Annotated in this window: 9 protein-coding genes, 2 tRNA genes and 4 rRNA genes; 7 read left to right on the top strand and 8 right to left on the bottom strand. The window is 56.0% G+C overall.

Going from position 1 to position 15821, the window contains the following annotated elements; genetic code table 11:
* The first annotated feature begins 14 nt into the window (after positions 1–14).
* Entirely contained in the window at positions 15–482 is a 468-nt protein-coding gene (locus AB4O40_RS18150) for an SRPBCC family protein (protein WP_409079476.1), read from the top strand.
* A gap of 103 nt (positions 483–585) precedes the next feature.
* Here AB4O40_RS18150 and rrf (AB4O40_RS18145) read toward each other — a convergent pair.
* The 8 genes from rrf (AB4O40_RS18145) to AB4O40_RS18110 form a co-directional block, all read right to left on the bottom strand.
* Positions 586–701: ribosomal RNA gene (gene rrf / locus AB4O40_RS18145) — 5S ribosomal RNA — on the bottom strand.
* Between the two features lie 109 nt (positions 702–810).
* Positions 811–926, bottom strand: a 5S ribosomal RNA gene (gene rrf, locus AB4O40_RS18140).
* 157 nt (positions 927–1083) lie between these two features.
* Positions 1084–3977, bottom strand: a 23S ribosomal RNA gene (locus tag AB4O40_RS18135).
* Between the two features lie 234 nt (positions 3978–4211).
* Positions 4212–4287: transfer RNA gene (locus AB4O40_RS18130), tRNA-Ala, on the bottom strand.
* 10 nt (positions 4288–4297) lie between these two features.
* Positions 4298–4374: transfer RNA gene (locus AB4O40_RS18125), tRNA-Ile, on the bottom strand.
* A 122-nt stretch (positions 4375–4496) separates the two neighbouring features.
* Positions 4497–6033, bottom strand: a 16S ribosomal RNA gene (locus AB4O40_RS18120).
* The 16S, 23S and 5S rRNA genes sit together here with 2 tRNA genes alongside, the layout of an rRNA operon.
* A gap of 574 nt (positions 6034–6607) precedes the next feature.
* Positions 6608–7828 (bottom strand): CaiB/BaiF CoA transferase family protein, encoded by a 1221-nt coding sequence (locus tag AB4O40_RS18115; protein ID WP_056725196.1) that lies wholly within the window; start codon positions 7826–7828, stop codon positions 6608–6610.
* 11 nt (positions 7829–7839) lie between these two features.
* Complete coding sequence (locus AB4O40_RS18110; RefSeq protein ID WP_056725194.1) at positions 7840–9021, bottom strand: acyl-CoA dehydrogenase; 1182 nt, start codon at positions 9019–9021, stop codon at positions 7840–7842.
* 157 nt (positions 9022–9178) lie between these two features.
* Between AB4O40_RS18110 and AB4O40_RS18105 the strand changes: the two genes are divergently transcribed.
* The 6 genes from AB4O40_RS18105 to AB4O40_RS18080 all read left to right on the top strand — a co-directional run bounded on the left by AB4O40_RS18105 (position 9179) and on the right by AB4O40_RS18080 (position 15676).
* Positions 9179–10078, top strand: coding sequence for a LysR family transcriptional regulator (locus tag AB4O40_RS18105; protein WP_056725192.1), 900 nt, complete (start codon positions 9179–9181; stop codon positions 10076–10078).
* A 436-nt stretch (positions 10079–10514) separates the two neighbouring features.
* On the top strand, positions 10515–11636 hold the full coding sequence (locus AB4O40_RS18100; protein WP_056726683.1) for a Re/Si-specific NAD(P)(+) transhydrogenase subunit alpha: 1122 nt from the start codon (positions 10515–10517) through the stop codon (positions 11634–11636).
* An 11-nt stretch (positions 11637–11647) separates the two neighbouring features.
* Entirely contained in the window at positions 11648–12001 is a 354-nt protein-coding gene (locus tag AB4O40_RS18095; protein WP_056726684.1) for an NAD(P) transhydrogenase subunit alpha part 2, read from the top strand.
* Positions 11998–13434, top strand: a complete 1437-nt coding sequence (locus AB4O40_RS18090; protein WP_460053733.1) for an NAD(P)(+) transhydrogenase (Re/Si-specific) subunit beta — start codon at positions 11998–12000, stop codon at positions 13432–13434. The genes AB4O40_RS18095 and AB4O40_RS18090 overlap by 4 nt, the downstream gene beginning before the upstream one ends.
* A gap of 213 nt (positions 13435–13647) precedes the next feature.
* Positions 13648–15141 carry an acetyl-CoA hydrolase/transferase family protein gene (locus AB4O40_RS18085; RefSeq protein WP_223542707.1) on the top strand — a complete coding sequence of 498 codons (1494 nt, stop codon included), beginning with the start codon at positions 13648–13650 and terminating at the stop codon, positions 15139–15141.
* Positions 15142–15460: 319 nt separating this feature from the next.
* Positions 15461–15676 carry a DUF1127 domain-containing protein gene (locus AB4O40_RS18080; protein ID WP_008018491.1) on the top strand — a complete coding sequence of 72 codons (216 nt, stop codon included), beginning with the start codon at positions 15461–15463 and terminating at the stop codon, positions 15674–15676.
* Positions 15677–15821: the final 145 nt, after the last annotated feature.

The following is a 15821-nucleotide window of genomic DNA, read 5'->3' as shown; positions in this document are numbered from 1 at the left end:
AACGGAGCAAGACCATGAGCACTCTGCAACCCGACACGCTGATCAAAAACCCTCAAGGCTGCCACGTGGCGTCCTCGGTGGACGTACCTGCCGATGCCACTCAGGTATGGGCCGTAGTCGGCAATTTTGCCGGCTTCGATCGCTTCATCCCGGCGCTGTCGCACATTGAGATGACCGGTGATGGTGTGTCATCGCTGCGCAAAAAGTTTTTCAAGGATGGCAACCTGGTAGTCGAGCAACTCAACTCCCGGGACGACCAGGCACGGCACATGACCTGGACCACTATCTACAACACCCTGGGTGTGGCCAATCTGTGGGCAGCGATGAGCGTTGAACCACTGGGTGCGGGCCAGTCCCGAGCCACCTGGACCATCATCGCCGAACCTGCCCAAGGTGGCGCCGAGGCGATACCGGGCTTCAAGGCTTTCGTACAGGGTTTTGCCGATGATGCGATGAACAATGTGCTGAAGCTGTTTGCTTAAGACGAAAAAGCCCGTTGTGGAGAGACTCCACAACGAGCTTTTCAGTACCCCTGAAACGACAAAACCCCTGTCTGCGTTAGCAGACAGGGGTTTCGGAATTCAATCTTGACGATGACCTACTCTCACATGGGGAAACCCCACACTACCATCGGCGATGCATCGTTTCACTGCTGAGTTCGGGATGGGATCAGGTGGTTCCAACGCTCTATGGTCGTCAAGAAATTCTGTGACCAGCCCGTTAGAACTTTAACGTGCCGGTGAAAACTGGTGACTTCTACTAAAAACAAAACCCCTACCTGCGTACGCAGATAGGGGTTTCGGAATTTAATCTTGACGATGACCTACTCTCACATGGGGAAACCCCACACTACCATCGGCGATGCATCGTTTCACTGCTGAGTTCGGGATGGGATCAGGTGGTTCCAACGCTCTATGGTCGTCAAGAAATTCGGGTACTGAGTCGTGGCCGGATGGCCTCGCTTCAGCAAATTGGGTATGTGATAGTTTGGTGTTTTGTGAGTATCTCGAACTTTCGGTTCGTTTCGTCTTCACACACCGCAATCTGATGCTCTTTCGAGTAGTCAAATTGCTTGGGTGTTATATGGTCAAGCCTCACGGGCAATTAGTATTGGTTAGCTCAACGCCTCACAGCGCTTACACACCCAACCTATCAACGTCGTAGTCTTCGACGGCCCTTCAGGGGACTCAAGGTCCCAGTGAGATCTCATCTTGAGGCAAGTTTCCCGCTTAGATGCTTTCAGCGGTTATCTTTTCCGAACATAGCTACCCGGCAATGCCACTGGCGTGACAACCGGAACACCAGAGGTTCGTCCACTCCGGTCCTCTCGTACTAGGAGCAGCCCCTCTCAAATCTCAAACGTCCACGGCAGATAGGGACCGAACTGTCTCACGACGTTCTAAACCCAGCTCGCGTACCACTTTAAATGGCGAACAGCCATACCCTTGGGACCGGCTTCAGCCCCAGGATGTGATGAGCCGACATCGAGGTGCCAAACACCGCCGTCGATATGAACTCTTGGGCGGTATCAGCCTGTTATCCCCGGAGTACCTTTTATCCGTTGAGCGATGGCCCTTCCATACAGAACCACCGGATCACTAAGACCTACTTTCGTACCTGCTCGACGTGTCTGTCTCGCAGTCAAGCGCGCTTTTGCCTTTATACTCTACGACCGATTTCCGACCGGTCTGAGCGCACCTTCGTACTCCTCCGTTACTCTTTAGGAGGAGACCGCCCCAGTCAAACTACCCACCATACACTGTCCTCGATCCGGATAACGGACCTGAGTTAGAACCTCAAAGTTGCCAGGGTGGTATTTCAAGGTTGGCTCCACGCGAACTGGCGTCCACGCTTCAAAGCCTCCCACCTATCCTACACAAGCAAATTCAAAGTCCAGTGCAAAGCTATAGTAAAGGTTCACGGGGTCTTTCCGTCTAGCCGCGGATACACTGCATCTTCACAGCGATTTCAATTTCACTGAGTCTCGGGTGGAGACAGCGCCGCCATCGTTACGCCATTCGTGCAGGTCGGAACTTACCCGACAAGGAATTTCGCTACCTTAGGACCGTTATAGTTACGGCCGCCGTTTACCGGGGCTTCGATCAAGAGCTTCGCGTTAGCTAACCCCATCAATTAACCTTCCGGCACCGGGCAGGCGTCACACCCTATACGTCCACTTTCGTGTTTGCAGAGTGCTGTGTTTTTAATAAACAGTCGCAGCGGCCTGGTATCTTCGACCGGCGTGGGCTTACGGAGCAAGTCCTTCACCCTCACCGGCGCACCTTCTCCCGAAGTTACGGTGCCATTTTGCCTAGTTCCTTCACCCGAGTTCTCTCAAGCGCCTTGGTATTCTCTACCCAACCACCTGTGTCGGTTTGGGGTACGGTTCCTGGTTACCTGAAGCTTAGAAGCTTTTCTTGGAAGCATGGCATCAACCACTTCGTGTTCTAAAAGAACACTCGTCATCAGCTCTCGGCCTTGGAATCCCGGATTTACCTAAGATTCCAGCCTACCACCTTAAACTTGGACAACCAACGCCAAGCTGGCCTAGCCTTCTCCGTCCCTCCATCGCAATAACCAGAAGTACAGGAATATTAACCTGTTTTCCATCGACTACGCTTTTCAGCCTCGCCTTAGGGACCGACTAACCCTGCGTCGATTAACGTTGCGCAGGAAACCTTGGTCTTTCGGCGTGGGTGTTTTTCACACCCATTGTCGTTACTCATGTCAGCATTCGCACTTCTGATACCTCCAGCAAGCTTCTCAACTCACCTTCACAGGCTTACAGAACGCTCCTCTACCGCATCATCCGAAGATGATACCCGTAGCTTCGGTGTATGGTTTGAGCCCCGTTACATCTTCCGCGCAGGCCGACTCGACTAGTGAGCTATTACGCTTTCTTTAAAGGGTGGCTGCTTCTAAGCCAACCTCCTAGCTGTCTAAGCCTTCCCACATCGTTTCCCACTTAACCATAACTTTGGGACCTTAGCTGACGGTCTGGGTTGTTTCCCTTTTCACGACGGACGTTAGCACCCGCCGTGTGTCTCCCATGCTCGGCACTTGTAGGTATTCGGAGTTTGCATCGGTTTGGTAAGTCGGGATGACCCCCTAGCCGAAACAGTGCTCTACCCCCTACAGTGATACATGAGGCGCTACCTAAATAGCTTTCGAGGAGAACCAGCTATCTCCGAGCTTGATTAGCCTTTCACTCCGATCCACAGGTCATCCGCTAACTTTTCAACGGTAGTCGGTTCGGTCCTCCAGTCAGTGTTACCTAACCTTCAACCTGCCCATGGATAGATCGCCCGGTTTCGGGTCTATTCCCAGCGACTAGACGCCCTATTAAGACTCGCTTTCGCTACGCCTCCCCTATTCGGTTAAGCTCGCCACTGAAAATAAGTCGCTGACCCATTATACAAAAGGTACGCAGTCACCCAACAAAGTGGGCTCCCACTGCTTGTACGCATACGGTTTCAGGATCTATTTCACTCCCCTCTCCGGGGTTCTTTTCGCCTTTCCCTCACGGTACTAGTTCACTATCGGTCAGTCAGTAGTATTTAGCCTTGGAGGATGGTCCCCCCATATTCAGACAAAGTTTCTCGTGCTCCGTCCTACTCGATTTCATGACCAAGAGATTTTCGCGTACAGGGCTATCACCCACTATGGCCGCACTTTCCAGAGCGTTCCGCTAATCTCAAAGCCACTTAAGGGCTGGTCCCCGTTCGCTCGCCACTACTAAGGGAATCTCGGTTGATTTCTTTTCCTCAGGGTACTTAGATGTTTCAGTTCCCCTGGTTCGCCTCTTGCACCTATGTATTCAGTACAAGATAACCATCTTATGATGGCTGGGTTCCCCCATTCAGACATCTCCGGATCAAAGTCTGTTTGCCGACTCCCCGAAGCTTTTCGCAGGCTACCACGTCTTTCATCGCCTCTGACTGCCAAGGCATCCACCGTATGCGCTTCTTCACTTGACCATATAACCCCAAGCAATCTGGTTATACTATGAAGACGACATTCGCCGAAAATTCGATTGAGCTCCTAAGAGCAACTCACAAATTTTACCTTAGCCTGATCCGTTACCAGTGAAAGTAACGTTCAGTCTATCTTTCTATCACATACCCAAATTTTTAAAGAACGATCTAATCAAAAGACTAGAAATCAATATTCACATCGGAATACTCATTTCTAAACTTTCAGAAGCAGTTATATGGTGGAGCCAAACGGGATCGAACCGTTGACCTCCTGCGTGCAAGGCAGGCGCTCTCCCAGCTGAGCTATGGCCCCATAACAAAATTGGTGGGTCTGGGCAGATTCGAACTGCCGACCTCACCCTTATCAGGGGTGCGCTCTAACCAACTGAGCTACAGACCCAATTTCGAGCGCGCAACTGTTAGCTTGGAGCTATCAGCTTGGAGCTTAAAGCTGCTTCTATCGTCTTCTTCAATGAATCAAGCAATTCGTGTGGGAACTTATGGAGCAGCTGAGTCGTCGATTAAGGAGGTGATCCAGCCGCAGGTTCCCCTACGGCTACCTTGTTACGACTTCACCCCAGTCATGAATCACACCGTGGTAACCGTCCTCCCGAAGGTTAGACTAGCTACTTCTGGTGCAACCCACTCCCATGGTGTGACGGGCGGTGTGTACAAGGCCCGGGAACGTATTCACCGCGACATTCTGATTCGCGATTACTAGCGATTCCGACTTCACGCAGTCGAGTTGCAGACTGCGATCCGGACTACGATCGGTTTTGTGGGATTAGCTCCACCTCGCGGCTTGGCAACCCTCTGTACCGACCATTGTAGCACGTGTGTAGCCCAGGCCGTAAGGGCCATGATGACTTGACGTCATCCCCACCTTCCTCCGGTTTGTCACCGGCAGTCTCCTTAGAGTGCCCACCATGACGTGCTGGTAACTAAGGACAAGGGTTGCGCTCGTTACGGGACTTAACCCAACATCTCACGACACGAGCTGACGACAGCCATGCAGCACCTGTCTCAATGTTCCCGAAGGCACCAATCCATCTCTGGAAAGTTCATTGGATGTCAAGGCCTGGTAAGGTTCTTCGCGTTGCTTCGAATTAAACCACATGCTCCACCGCTTGTGCGGGCCCCCGTCAATTCATTTGAGTTTTAACCTTGCGGCCGTACTCCCCAGGCGGTCAACTTAATGCGTTAGCTGCGCCACTAAGAGCTCAAGGCTCCCAACGGCTAGTTGACATCGTTTACGGCGTGGACTACCAGGGTATCTAATCCTGTTTGCTCCCCACGCTTTCGCACCTCAGTGTCAGTATCAGTCCAGGTGGTCGCCTTCGCCACTGGTGTTCCTTCCTATATCTACGCATTTCACCGCTACACAGGAAATTCCACCACCCTCTACCATACTCTAGCTTGTCAGTTTTGAATGCAGTTCCCAGGTTGAGCCCGGGGCTTTCACATCCAACTTAACAAACCACCTACGCGCGCTTTACGCCCAGTAATTCCGATTAACGCTTGCACCCTCTGTATTACCGCGGCTGCTGGCACAGAGTTAGCCGGTGCTTATTCTGTCGGTAACGTCAAAACACTAACGTATTAGGTTAATGCCCTTCCTCCCAACTTAAAGTGCTTTACAATCCGAAGACCTTCTTCACACACGCGGCATGGCTGGATCAGGCTTTCGCCCATTGTCCAATATTCCCCACTGCTGCCTCCCGTAGGAGTCTGGACCGTGTCTCAGTTCCAGTGTGACTGATCATCCTCTCAGACCAGTTACGGATCGTCGCCTTGGTGAGCCATTACCTCACCAACTAGCTAATCCGACCTAGGCTCATCTGATAGCGCAAGGCCCGAAGGTCCCCTGCTTTCTCCCGTAGGACGTATGCGGTATTAGCGTTCCTTTCGAAACGTTGTCCCCCACTACCAGGCAGATTCCTAGGCATTACTCACCCGTCCGCCGCTGAATTCAGGAGCAAGCTCCTGTCATCCGCTCGACTTGCATGTGTTAGGCCTGCCGCCAGCGTTCAATCTGAGCCATGATCAAACTCTTCAGTTCAAACATCTTTGGGTTTTGAGAAAACCCTAAACTTGGCTCAGCAATCGTTGGTTACATCTTTGATTTCTCGCGGAGTAACTTGCGATGCTGATAATCTGTTGACTAGCAGTCTGACTCCACAAGCACCCACACGAATTGCTTGATTCAGTTGTTAAAGAGCGGTTGGTTAAGATCTTTCGTCTCAACCGAGGCGCGCATTCTACAGCAGCCTCATTTGCTGTCAAGTGGTTATTTTCAGAAGTTTTCCAAGTTTCCTTTTCAACTTCAACCACTTGCGCTTCAGATCTCTCATCAGCGGGAGGCGAATTCTACAGCGTTACACGCTGCTGTCAACACCTCTTTTTCAACTCCCTTTCGGCTTCGATGAACTGAAGCAACCTGCTGTCGAAAACTGCGTAACTCATTGTTTGCCAAGGAGTTTTCCGTTTCGACTGCGCCGGAAGTGGGGCGAATTATAGAGATCTGGAATCTGCCGTCAAGCACTGATTTAGGTTTTCTATCAATAAGCAGCAAAACGTCCCAAAGGGAGCCTATATAGAGGAGCCGAAACACCCCTCTATATAGAAGAGACCTATCAGAGAACGCCCGAAGCCTTGAATGCCGACACCGCCCCGGCATCCAGGCCCAACACCCGCTGCAAAACTTCCAGCGTGTGCTCACCCAGCAGAGGAGGCGCAAAACGGTACTCCACCGGCGTTTGCGACAGTCGAATCGGGCTCGCCACCTGCGGCACCATCCCAGCCAGTGCATGAGGCAGCTCGATAGCCAACCCACGCGCCTTGACCTGAGGATCGGCAAACATCTGCGCCACGTCATTGATAGGCCCGCATGGCACGCCAGCCTGTTCCAGCTGTGCCACCCATTCAGCGGTTGTCTTGAACACCGTCGCCTGGCGGATCAGCGGAATCAGTGCTGCCCTGTTTGCCACCCGCAGCTTGTTGGTGGCAAAACGTGGATCGTCCGCCCACTGCGGCTGCCCAGCCACTTCCGCGAACTTGCGGAACTGCCCATCGTTCCCGACGGTAAGGATGAAGTCGCCATCCGCCGTAGGAAAATCCTGATAGGGCACGATGTTCGGATGAGCATTACCCAAGCGTTTAGGCGCATTGCCTGTCGTCAGGTAGTTCATTGCCTGGTTGGCCAGACAAGCCACCTGCACGTCCAGCAATGCCATATCGATATGCTGACCACCGCCATCGTGATCCCGATGCGCTAGCGCAGCCAGGATCGCAACAGTCGAATACAGCCCGGTCAGGATGTCCGTCAACGCCACGCCAACCTTCACCGGCCCCGCACCTTCTTCGCCTTCAGGTCGCCCCGTCAGGCTCATGAGGCCGCCCAGCCCCTGGATCATGAAGTCATAACCCGCACGCTTGGCGTAAGGGCCGGTCTGGCCGAACCCGGTGATCGAGCAATAGATCAGATCCGGATTGATCGCCTTCAGCGATTCATAGTCCAGACCATAAGCCGCCAGACCGCCGACCTTGAAGTTCTCGATCAGGATGTCCGACTTGGCCGCCAGCTCACGCACCAGCTTCTGCCCTTCAGGGCGAGTGAAGTCGATGGTGACCGATTGCTTGTTGCGATTGGCCGACAAGTAATAGGCGGCCTCGCTGGTGTTCTCGCCATAAGCGTCTTTAAGGAACGGCGGTCCCCAGGCGCGCGTGTCATCGCCGTTACCCGGACGCTCGACCTTGATCACTTCAGCGCCAAGGTCGGCCAGGATCTGCCCGGCCCAAGGCCCGGCCAGCACCCGCGATAAATCCAGTACCCGTAGATGCGATAGCGCGCCCATGGACGTTCTCCTTAATAGAACGCCTGGAGGCCGGTTTGCGCACGACCGAGGATCAGCGCATGGACGTCGTGCGTACCTTCATAGGTGTTCACCACTTCCAGGTTAACCAGGTGACGCGCGACACCGAATTCATCGGAGATGCCATTGCCGCCCAACATATCGCGAGCCATGCGCGCGATGTCCAGGGACTTGCCGCAAGAGTTACGCTTCATCATCGAGGTGATTTCGACTGCAGCGGTCCCTTCGTCCTTCATACGACCCAGACGCAGGCAGCCTTGCAGCGCCATGGTGATTTCAGTCTGCATGTCGGCCAGCTTCTTCTGGATCAACTGAGTGGCGGCCAGCGGGCGACCGAACTGTTGACGATCCAGGGTGTACTGGCGAGCGGTGTGCCAGCAGAACTCGGCTGCACCCAGCGCACCCCAGGAGATGCCGTAACGTGCCGAGTTGAGGCAAGTGAAAGGACCTTTCAGGCCACGGACATCCGGAAAAATGTTCTCTTGCGGCACGAACACGTTGTCCATCACGATTTCACCGGTGATCGAAGCCCGCAGGCCCACTTTGCCGTGAATCGCCGGAGCGCTCAGGCCTTTCCAGCCTTTCTCCAGAACGAAGCCACGGATGTCGCCGGCATCGTCCTTGGCCCAGACCACGAACACATCGGCGATCGGGCTGTTGGTGATCCACATCTTGCTGCCGGTGAGGCTGTAGCCGCCTTCGACTTTGCGCGCACGTGAGATCATCGCGCCCGGGTCGGAACCGTGGTTAGGCTCGGTCAGGCCGAAGCAGCCGATCCACTCACCCGACGCCAGTTTCGGCAGGTACTTCTGCTTCTGCGCTTCGGTACCGAATTCATTGATTGGCACCATCACCAGCGAGGACTGCACGCTCATCATCGAGCGATAGCCAGAGTCGATGCGCTCGACTTCACGAGCGATCAGGCCGTAGCTGACATAGTTCAGGCCGCTGCCACCGTACTGCTCGGGGATGGTTGCGCCCAACAGGCCGACCTCGCCCATTTCGCGGAAGATCGCCGGATCGGTCTTCTCATGACGGAAAGCTTCGAGGATGCGCGGCGCAAGGCTTTGCTGAGCGAATTGCGCAGCCGTGTCGCGAATCATGCGCTCTTCTTCAGTGAGCTGTTGATCCAGCAGCAGGGGATCGATCCAGTTGAAGCTAGCTTTACCGCCCATGAGTGTGTCCTCTCGAATCGGGTCAAATAACGTGGACTGATCCTAGGCCCGGATCGGCGCTACGGCAAACGAGGATTTTGCATACTGTTGTGCTAATTTCTCACTCCGAAACGTCGCGAAAGAGCCTTTATGCGATGTATTAGTGAGATTGACGTACATGCGCAGAAAGATACCCAGCACCACCGCCCTGATCAGCTTCGAGGCTGCCGCACGCCACGAGAGCTTCACCAAGGCCGCCCAGGAACTTTCGCTGACCCAAGGAGCGATTTGCCGACAGATCGCCAGCCTTGAAGAGTTCCTCAGTGTGGAGCTGTTCCGACGTTCGCGGCGCGGGGTCAAGCTGACGGAAGCCGGACTCTCCTACAGCCGTCGGGTGGCCACTCAGCTCGATGCCGTTGAGCGCGACACCTTGTCAGTGATGGGCCAGCAGGGCACCAACGTGATCGAGCTGGCCGTAGTTCCGACTTTCGGCACCCAATGGCTGCTGCCGCGCCTCAAGGACTTCCAGCAGAAACACCCGGAAGTGACGGTCAACCTGACCAACCGCACGCGGCCGTTCCTGTTCGCCGACACGGATTTTGATGCTGCCATCTACTTCGGTGATGCGGATTGGTCGGGTACAGAATCCCACAGGTTGATGGGTGAAAATCCGATGCCCGTTTGCAGCCCCAACCTGCTCGGAAACAAGACCTGTCTGACGCCCGGCGAAATCGCCGACCTACCTCTCCTGCAACAAACCACCCGCCCCTATGCCTGGCGCCAATGGTTCGACTCCCAACACCTGAATGTCCCGCGAGACATGACGGGCCCCCGCTACGAGCTATTCTCCATGCTCGCCCAGGCAGCCATGCACGACATGGGCATTGCCCTGATCCCACCGTTCCTGATTCAAAGGGAGTTGAAAGAGAAACGTCTGGTGATCGCCAACCCCCAGGCACTGTCCAGCATCAAGGCTTACTACCTGATGATTCCTGAGCGAAAGGTCGAATCCGCGTCGTTGAGGGCATTTCGTGACTGGCTGGTAAATCAGGCGCACAGCTACAGCCTAGAGGGATAAAGGCTCTACAATGTTACTTGACCCCGTAGTCAGCTAAATGAAAGCCCTACAGATATACGTATTTGTCGCATGACAGCAAACTGTATCGACAAGTCGTACAAACGTCCCACAAGCGCCTGATGACGCGGCTTTGCGCCACTATTTCAAGGCAATGCCGCATCATTCATACGGCCGATGTGTAAATTCTTCAATTTCGGCCAGAATCCTTGAAAAGCACGGTCTACAAGGGATTGAGCCGGTTGGTTGCGACATTCGGTCACGGGGTGACTTGTAGTTAATTTTCCGTCACCCGTCATAATCCCTTGAAGGGCACAAAGTTCGCCTGCAAAATGCCGCGCCCCGCCCTGATTTGGCGGGATCGTGCTGATCGGCCGCCCCCAGCCGCACCATCCGTAGTGCATGGGTTTACTCTATAAGATCACGCAGGAGATTTGACGTGCACATTGGTGTTCCTCTCGAAACCCAGACCGGTGAAACACGGGTTGCTGCAACCCCGGAAACCATCAAGAAGCTGATCGGCCAGGGCCATAAGGTCACTGTACAAAGCGGCGCCGGCATTAATGCCAGCGTTGTCGACAGTGCCTATGAAGCGGCAGGCGCAACCATTGGCAGCGCCAATGACGCGTTTGCTGCAGAGCTGATTTTGAAGGTGGTCGCGCCCAGCGACAGCGAGCTGGCGCTGATTAAAAGCGGCACCGTTGTGGTGGGCATGCTCAACCCGTTCAGCAACGAAACCATCGCCAAAATGGCCGAGTGCGGCATTACCGCCTTTGCCCTGGAAGCCGCGCCGCGTACCTCCCGCGCTCAGAGCCTGGACGTACTGTCGTCGCAAGCCAACATCGCCGGTTACAAGGCTGTGTTGCTGGCCGCTCACCACTACCCTCGCTTCATGCCGATGCTGATGACCGCGGCAGGCACCGTGAAAGCGGCGCGCGTGCTGATCCTCGGTGCTGGCGTGGCCGGTTTGCAGGCGATCGCTACGGCGAAACGCCTGGGGGCGGTGATCGAAGCGTCTGACGTGCGTCCGGCGGTAAAAGAGCAGATCGAATCCCTCGGCGCCAAGTTCGTCGACGTGCCCTACGAGACCGATGAAGAGCGTGAATGCGCCGTCGGTGTCGGCGGTTACGCCCGCCCGATGCCGGCCAGCTGGATGCAGCGCCAGGCCGCCGCCGTGCACGAACGCGCCAAGCAGGCTGACATCGTCATCACCACCGCGCTGATTCCCGGCCGCAAGGCACCGACACTGTTGAGCGCGCAAACCGTGGCCCAGATGAAGCCGGGGTCGGTGGTCATCGACCTCGCGGCGGCCCAGGGCGGCAACTGCCCGCTGACCGTGGCCGATCAGGTGGTCGTCGAACATGGCGTGACCATCGTTGGCCCGACCAACCTGGCCAGTGCCGTGGCGGCTGACGCTTCGGCGCTGTACGCCCGCAACCTGCTGGACTTCATGAAACTGTTGTTCGATAAAGAAGGACAACTGGTGATCAACCTTGAAGACGATATCGTCGCCGCGTGCCTGATGTGCCGCGACGGCCAGATCGTGCGCAAGAACGGCTGAGGATAAAAACAATGGAAGACATGCTGATCTCTCACGGTATCTACAACCTGATCATCTTCGTGCTGGCGATCTATGTCGGCTACCACGTGGTCTGGAACGTCACACCTGCACTGCACACGCCACTGATGGCCGTGACCAACGCCATCTCGGCCATCGTGATCGTCGGCGCCATGCTGGCAGCGGCGCTGACCGTGACCCCGCTGGGCAAGACCATGGGCACCCTGGCCGTGGCCCTGGCCGCCGTCAACGTGTTTGGTGGCTTCCTGGTGACCCGCCGCATGCTGGAAATGTTCAAGAAGAAAGCGGCCAAAGCTCCGGCTGCCAAGACCGCAACAGCAGCCAAGGCTGAGGTGCAGCAAGCATGAGCATGAACCTGGTTACGTCCCTGTATTTGATCGCCTCGGTCTGCTTCATCCAGGCGCTCAAGGGCCTCTCGCACCCCACCACGTCGCGTCGTGGCAACCTGTTCGGCATGCTCGGCATGGGCCTGGCGATCCTCACCACGGTCGGCCTGATCTACAAGCTGGGTGCCGAACTGGCCCAGGACGGTATCGTCTACGTGATCGTCGGCCTGTTGATCGGCGGCACTGTCGGTACGATCATGGCCAAACGCGTTGAAATGACCAAGATGCCCGAACTGGTCGCCTTCATGCACAGCATGATCGGCCTGGCAGCAGTGTTCATCGCCGTGGCTGCCGTGGTCGAGCCGCAGTCGCTGGGCATCGTCAAGCAACTCGGTGACGCGATCCCGGCCGGTAACCGCCTGGAACTGTTCCTCGGTGCCGCCATCGGTGCAATCACCTTCTCCGGCTCTGTCATTGCCTTCGGCAAGCTGGCAGGCAAGTACAAGTTCCGCCTGTTCCAGGGGGCACCGGTACAGTTCAGTGGCCAGCACAAGCTGAACCTGCTGCTGGGCCTGGCCACCCTGGGCCTGGGCGTGACCTTCATGCTCACCGGTGACTACACCGCTTTCGCCGTGATGCTGGCCCTGGCCTTCGTGCTCGGCGTGCTGATCATCATCCCGATCGGTGGCGCGGACATGCCAGTGGTCGTGTCGATGCTCAACAGCTACTCCGGCTGGGCAGCGGCGGGCATCGGCTTCTCGCTGAACAACTCGATGCTGATCATCGCCGGCTCGCTGGTGGGCTCGTCCGGTGCGATCCTCTCGTACATCATGTGCAAGGCGATGAACCGCTCCTTCTTTAATGTGCTGCTCGGTGGCTTCGGCAATACGGCAGAGGCGGCCGGCCCGGCGGGTTCCAAAGAAGCCCGTCCGGTGAAATCCGGTTCGGCTGACGACGCGACCTTCCTGCTGACCAACGCCGACACCGTGATCATCGTGCCGGGCTACGGCCTGGCGGTGGCACGCGCTCAGCATGCACTGAAGGAACTGACCGAGAAGCTGACCCATCGCGGCGTGACCGTGAAATATGCGATCCACCCGGTTGCCGGTCGTATGCCCGGCCACATGAACGTGTTGCTGGCCGAGGCCGAAGTGCCTTACGACCAGGTGTTCGAGATGGACGACATCAACTCCGAGTTCGGCCAGGCCGACGTGGTGCTGGTGCTGGGCGCCAACGACGTGGTCAACCCGGCCGCCAAGAACGATCCGAAATCGCCGATTGCCGGCATGCCGATCCTCGAAGCGTTCAAGGCCAAGACCATCATCGTCAACAAACGCTCGATGGCCAGCGGCTACGCCGGCCTGGACAACGAGCTGTTCTACCTGGACAAGACCATGATGGTGTTCGGCGACGCGAAGAAGGTCATCGAAGACATGGTCAAGGCCGTCGAGTAACCCTCTGCGGCACACGGAACGCCCCGACTCGTCGGGGCGTTTTTGTTTGTGCAAATCGTCGGACAAACTATTCTTTTGTTACCGATCCGGTAACGGTGTTTTGCTTGAAAAGCCCGGAATAGACGCCTCGATTGCGACCTTGGTAGCGGGACAGAAGCCGGCGCAATTCACTAGACTGCACGTCCTGCTACCTGTTGCCCGAGATAACAATCCATGTACCGTGACCGTATCCGCCTGCCTTCGTTGTTGGACAAAGTGATGAGCGCTGCCGACGCTGCCGCTCTGATTGAGGACGGCATGACCGTCGGCATGAGTGGCTTTACTCGCGCAGGCGAAGCCAAGGCCGTCCCCCAGGCGCTGGCTGAGCGCGCCAAGGTCACGCCGCTGAAAATCAGCCTGATGACCGGCGCAAGCCTGGGCAACGACCTCGATAAGCAGTTGACCGAAGCCGGTGTGTTGTCGCGACGCATGCCGTTTCAGGTCGACAGCACCCTGCGCAAGGCGATCAATGCCGGTGAAGTCATGTTCATCGACCAGCACTTGTCGGAAACCGTGGAGCAATTGCGCAACCAGCAATTGAAGCTGCCGGACATCGCCGTGATTGAAGCCGTAGCGATCACCGAACAAGGGCATATCGTGCCAACCACCTCGGTCGGCAACTCGGCCAGTTTCGCGATTTTCGCCAAGCACGTGATCGTCGAGATCAACATGGCGCACAACCCGAATCTCGAAGGTCTGCACGACATCTATATTCCGACCTACCGTCCGACCCGCACGCCGATTCCGCTGGTCAAGGTCGACGATCGCATTGGCAGCACCGCCATCCCGATTCCACCGGAAAAAATCGTCGCCATCGTGGTCACCAACCAGGCTGACTCGCCCTCCACTGTGCTGGCGCCAGACGCCGAGACCCAGGCCATTGCCGACCACCTGATCGACTTCTTCAAACAGGAAGTGGCAGCCGGGCGCATGACCAACAAGCTCGGCCCGCTACAAGCCGGAATCGGCACCATCGCCAACTCGGTGATGTGTGGCCTGATCGACTCGCCGTTCGAAGACCTGACGATGTATTCCGAGGTGCTGCAGGATTCGACCTTCGACCTGATCGATGCGGGCAAGCTGAGTTTTGCTTCGGGCAGTTCAATCACCCTGTCGAGCCGGCGCAATGCTGACGTCTTCGGCAATCTGGAGCGCTACAAGGACAAGCTGGTCCTGCGCCCGCAGGAGATTTCCAACCACCCTGAAGTCGTGCGCCGCCTCGGCATCATCGGCATCAACACGGCGCTGGAGTTCGACATCTATGGCAACGTCAACTCCACTCACGTCTGCGGAACGCGGATGATGAACGGCATCGGCGGCTCGGGCGACTTCGCGCGCAACGCGCATCTGTCCGTGTTCGTGACCAAGTCGATCGCCAAGGGCGGTGCGATCTCCAGCGTGGTGCCGATGGTCAGCCATGTCGACCACACCGAACATGACGTCGACATCCTCGTGACCGAAGTGGGCCTGGCAGACTTGCGCGGCCTGGCGCCCCGGGAACGCGCCCGGATCATCATCGACCAGTGCGTGCACCCGGATTACCGCCAGGCGCTCAATGATTACTTCACCACCGCGTGCGCCATCGGTGGGCACACCCCACACATCCTGCGTGATGCCCTGAGCTGGCACATCAACCTGGAAGAAACCGGGCAAATGCTGAAGAAGTAATTAGTACAGATGGCAGCTGGCGCAAACACAGTTTCGTCAGCTTGCTCTTGCCTCTTCGAAATATGAAAAAAACTGTACTGCTGTACTGGTCATTTCCTAAGGAAAATTCCTACCTTTTCGGACAAAAACAACAATTTCGCACCTTAATAGTGCGGATAGGTACAGTTGCCTCAATTTAGACCAGTACACCCCCTATAAACAGTTAACTGAGCTCTCACAATACAGATGAACTGTATCTACAGAGACTAGGCAAACAAGAGGATCATGGGCACCAGTTAAACCACTACCTAATCCCGCCATAAGCGGAAGGATGTCAACCATGGAACGTACACTCAGTTCCGAACTGTTCTTCGAAGACACTGCTGCAAAAACCCAGGCTTCCCTGCCTCTGCGCGTTATCGCCAACCTGATGCTGTGGCAGCGCCGCATCACCAGCCGCCATCAACTGGCTCGCCTGGATTCGCGTCTGCTGGCTGATGCCGGGATTAGCGAAGCACAACGCTACGAAGAGCTGAGCAAGCCGTTCTGGCGCTAAGTTAGCGTCGCTGGCTCTGACCTGAAGGTCCACCGCCAGCAACCCGAATTGAAAAAACAAAGCCCGTCGTGGGAAACCACGACGGGCTTTGTCGTTTCGGAGAAGAAAGAAAAAAGCAGTGCAGTTTTAACAAACCAAAATTATA

Source organism: Pseudomonas sp. S2_F07, assembly GCF_054668325.1.
This window is presented reverse-complemented; position numbering and strand designations above follow the sequence as displayed.

What these genes read in the sequence shown, in the direction of transcription:
- AB4O40_RS18110 (WP_056725194.1), bottom strand. Translation starts at nt 9,021, where the DNA reads ATGGGCGGTAAAGCTAGCTTCAACTGGATCGATCCCCTGCTGCTGGAT.
- AB4O40_RS18085 (WP_223542707.1), top strand. Translation starts at nt 13,648, where the DNA reads ATGTACCGTGACCGTATCCGCCTGCCTTCGTTGTTGGACAAAGTGATG.
- AB4O40_RS18080 (WP_008018491.1), top strand. Translation starts at nt 15,461, where the DNA reads ATGGAACGTACACTCAGTTCCGAACTGTTCTTCGAAGACACTGCTGCA.
- AB4O40_RS18095 (WP_056726684.1), top strand. Translation starts at nt 11,648, where the DNA reads ATGGAAGACATGCTGATCTCTCACGGTATCTACAACCTGATCATCTTC.
- AB4O40_RS18105 (WP_056725192.1), top strand. Translation starts at nt 9,179, where the DNA reads ATGCGCAGAAAGATACCCAGCACCACCGCCCTGATCAGCTTCGAGGCT.
- AB4O40_RS18115 (WP_056725196.1), bottom strand. Translation starts at nt 7,828, where the DNA reads ATGGGCGCGCTATCGCATCTACGGGTACTGGATTTATCGCGGGTGCTG.
- AB4O40_RS18090 (WP_460053733.1), top strand. Translation starts at nt 11,998, where the DNA reads ATGAGCATGAACCTGGTTACGTCCCTGTATTTGATCGCCTCGGTCTGC.
- AB4O40_RS18150 (WP_409079476.1), top strand. Translation starts at nt 15, where the DNA reads ATGAGCACTCTGCAACCCGACACGCTGATCAAAAACCCTCAAGGCTGC.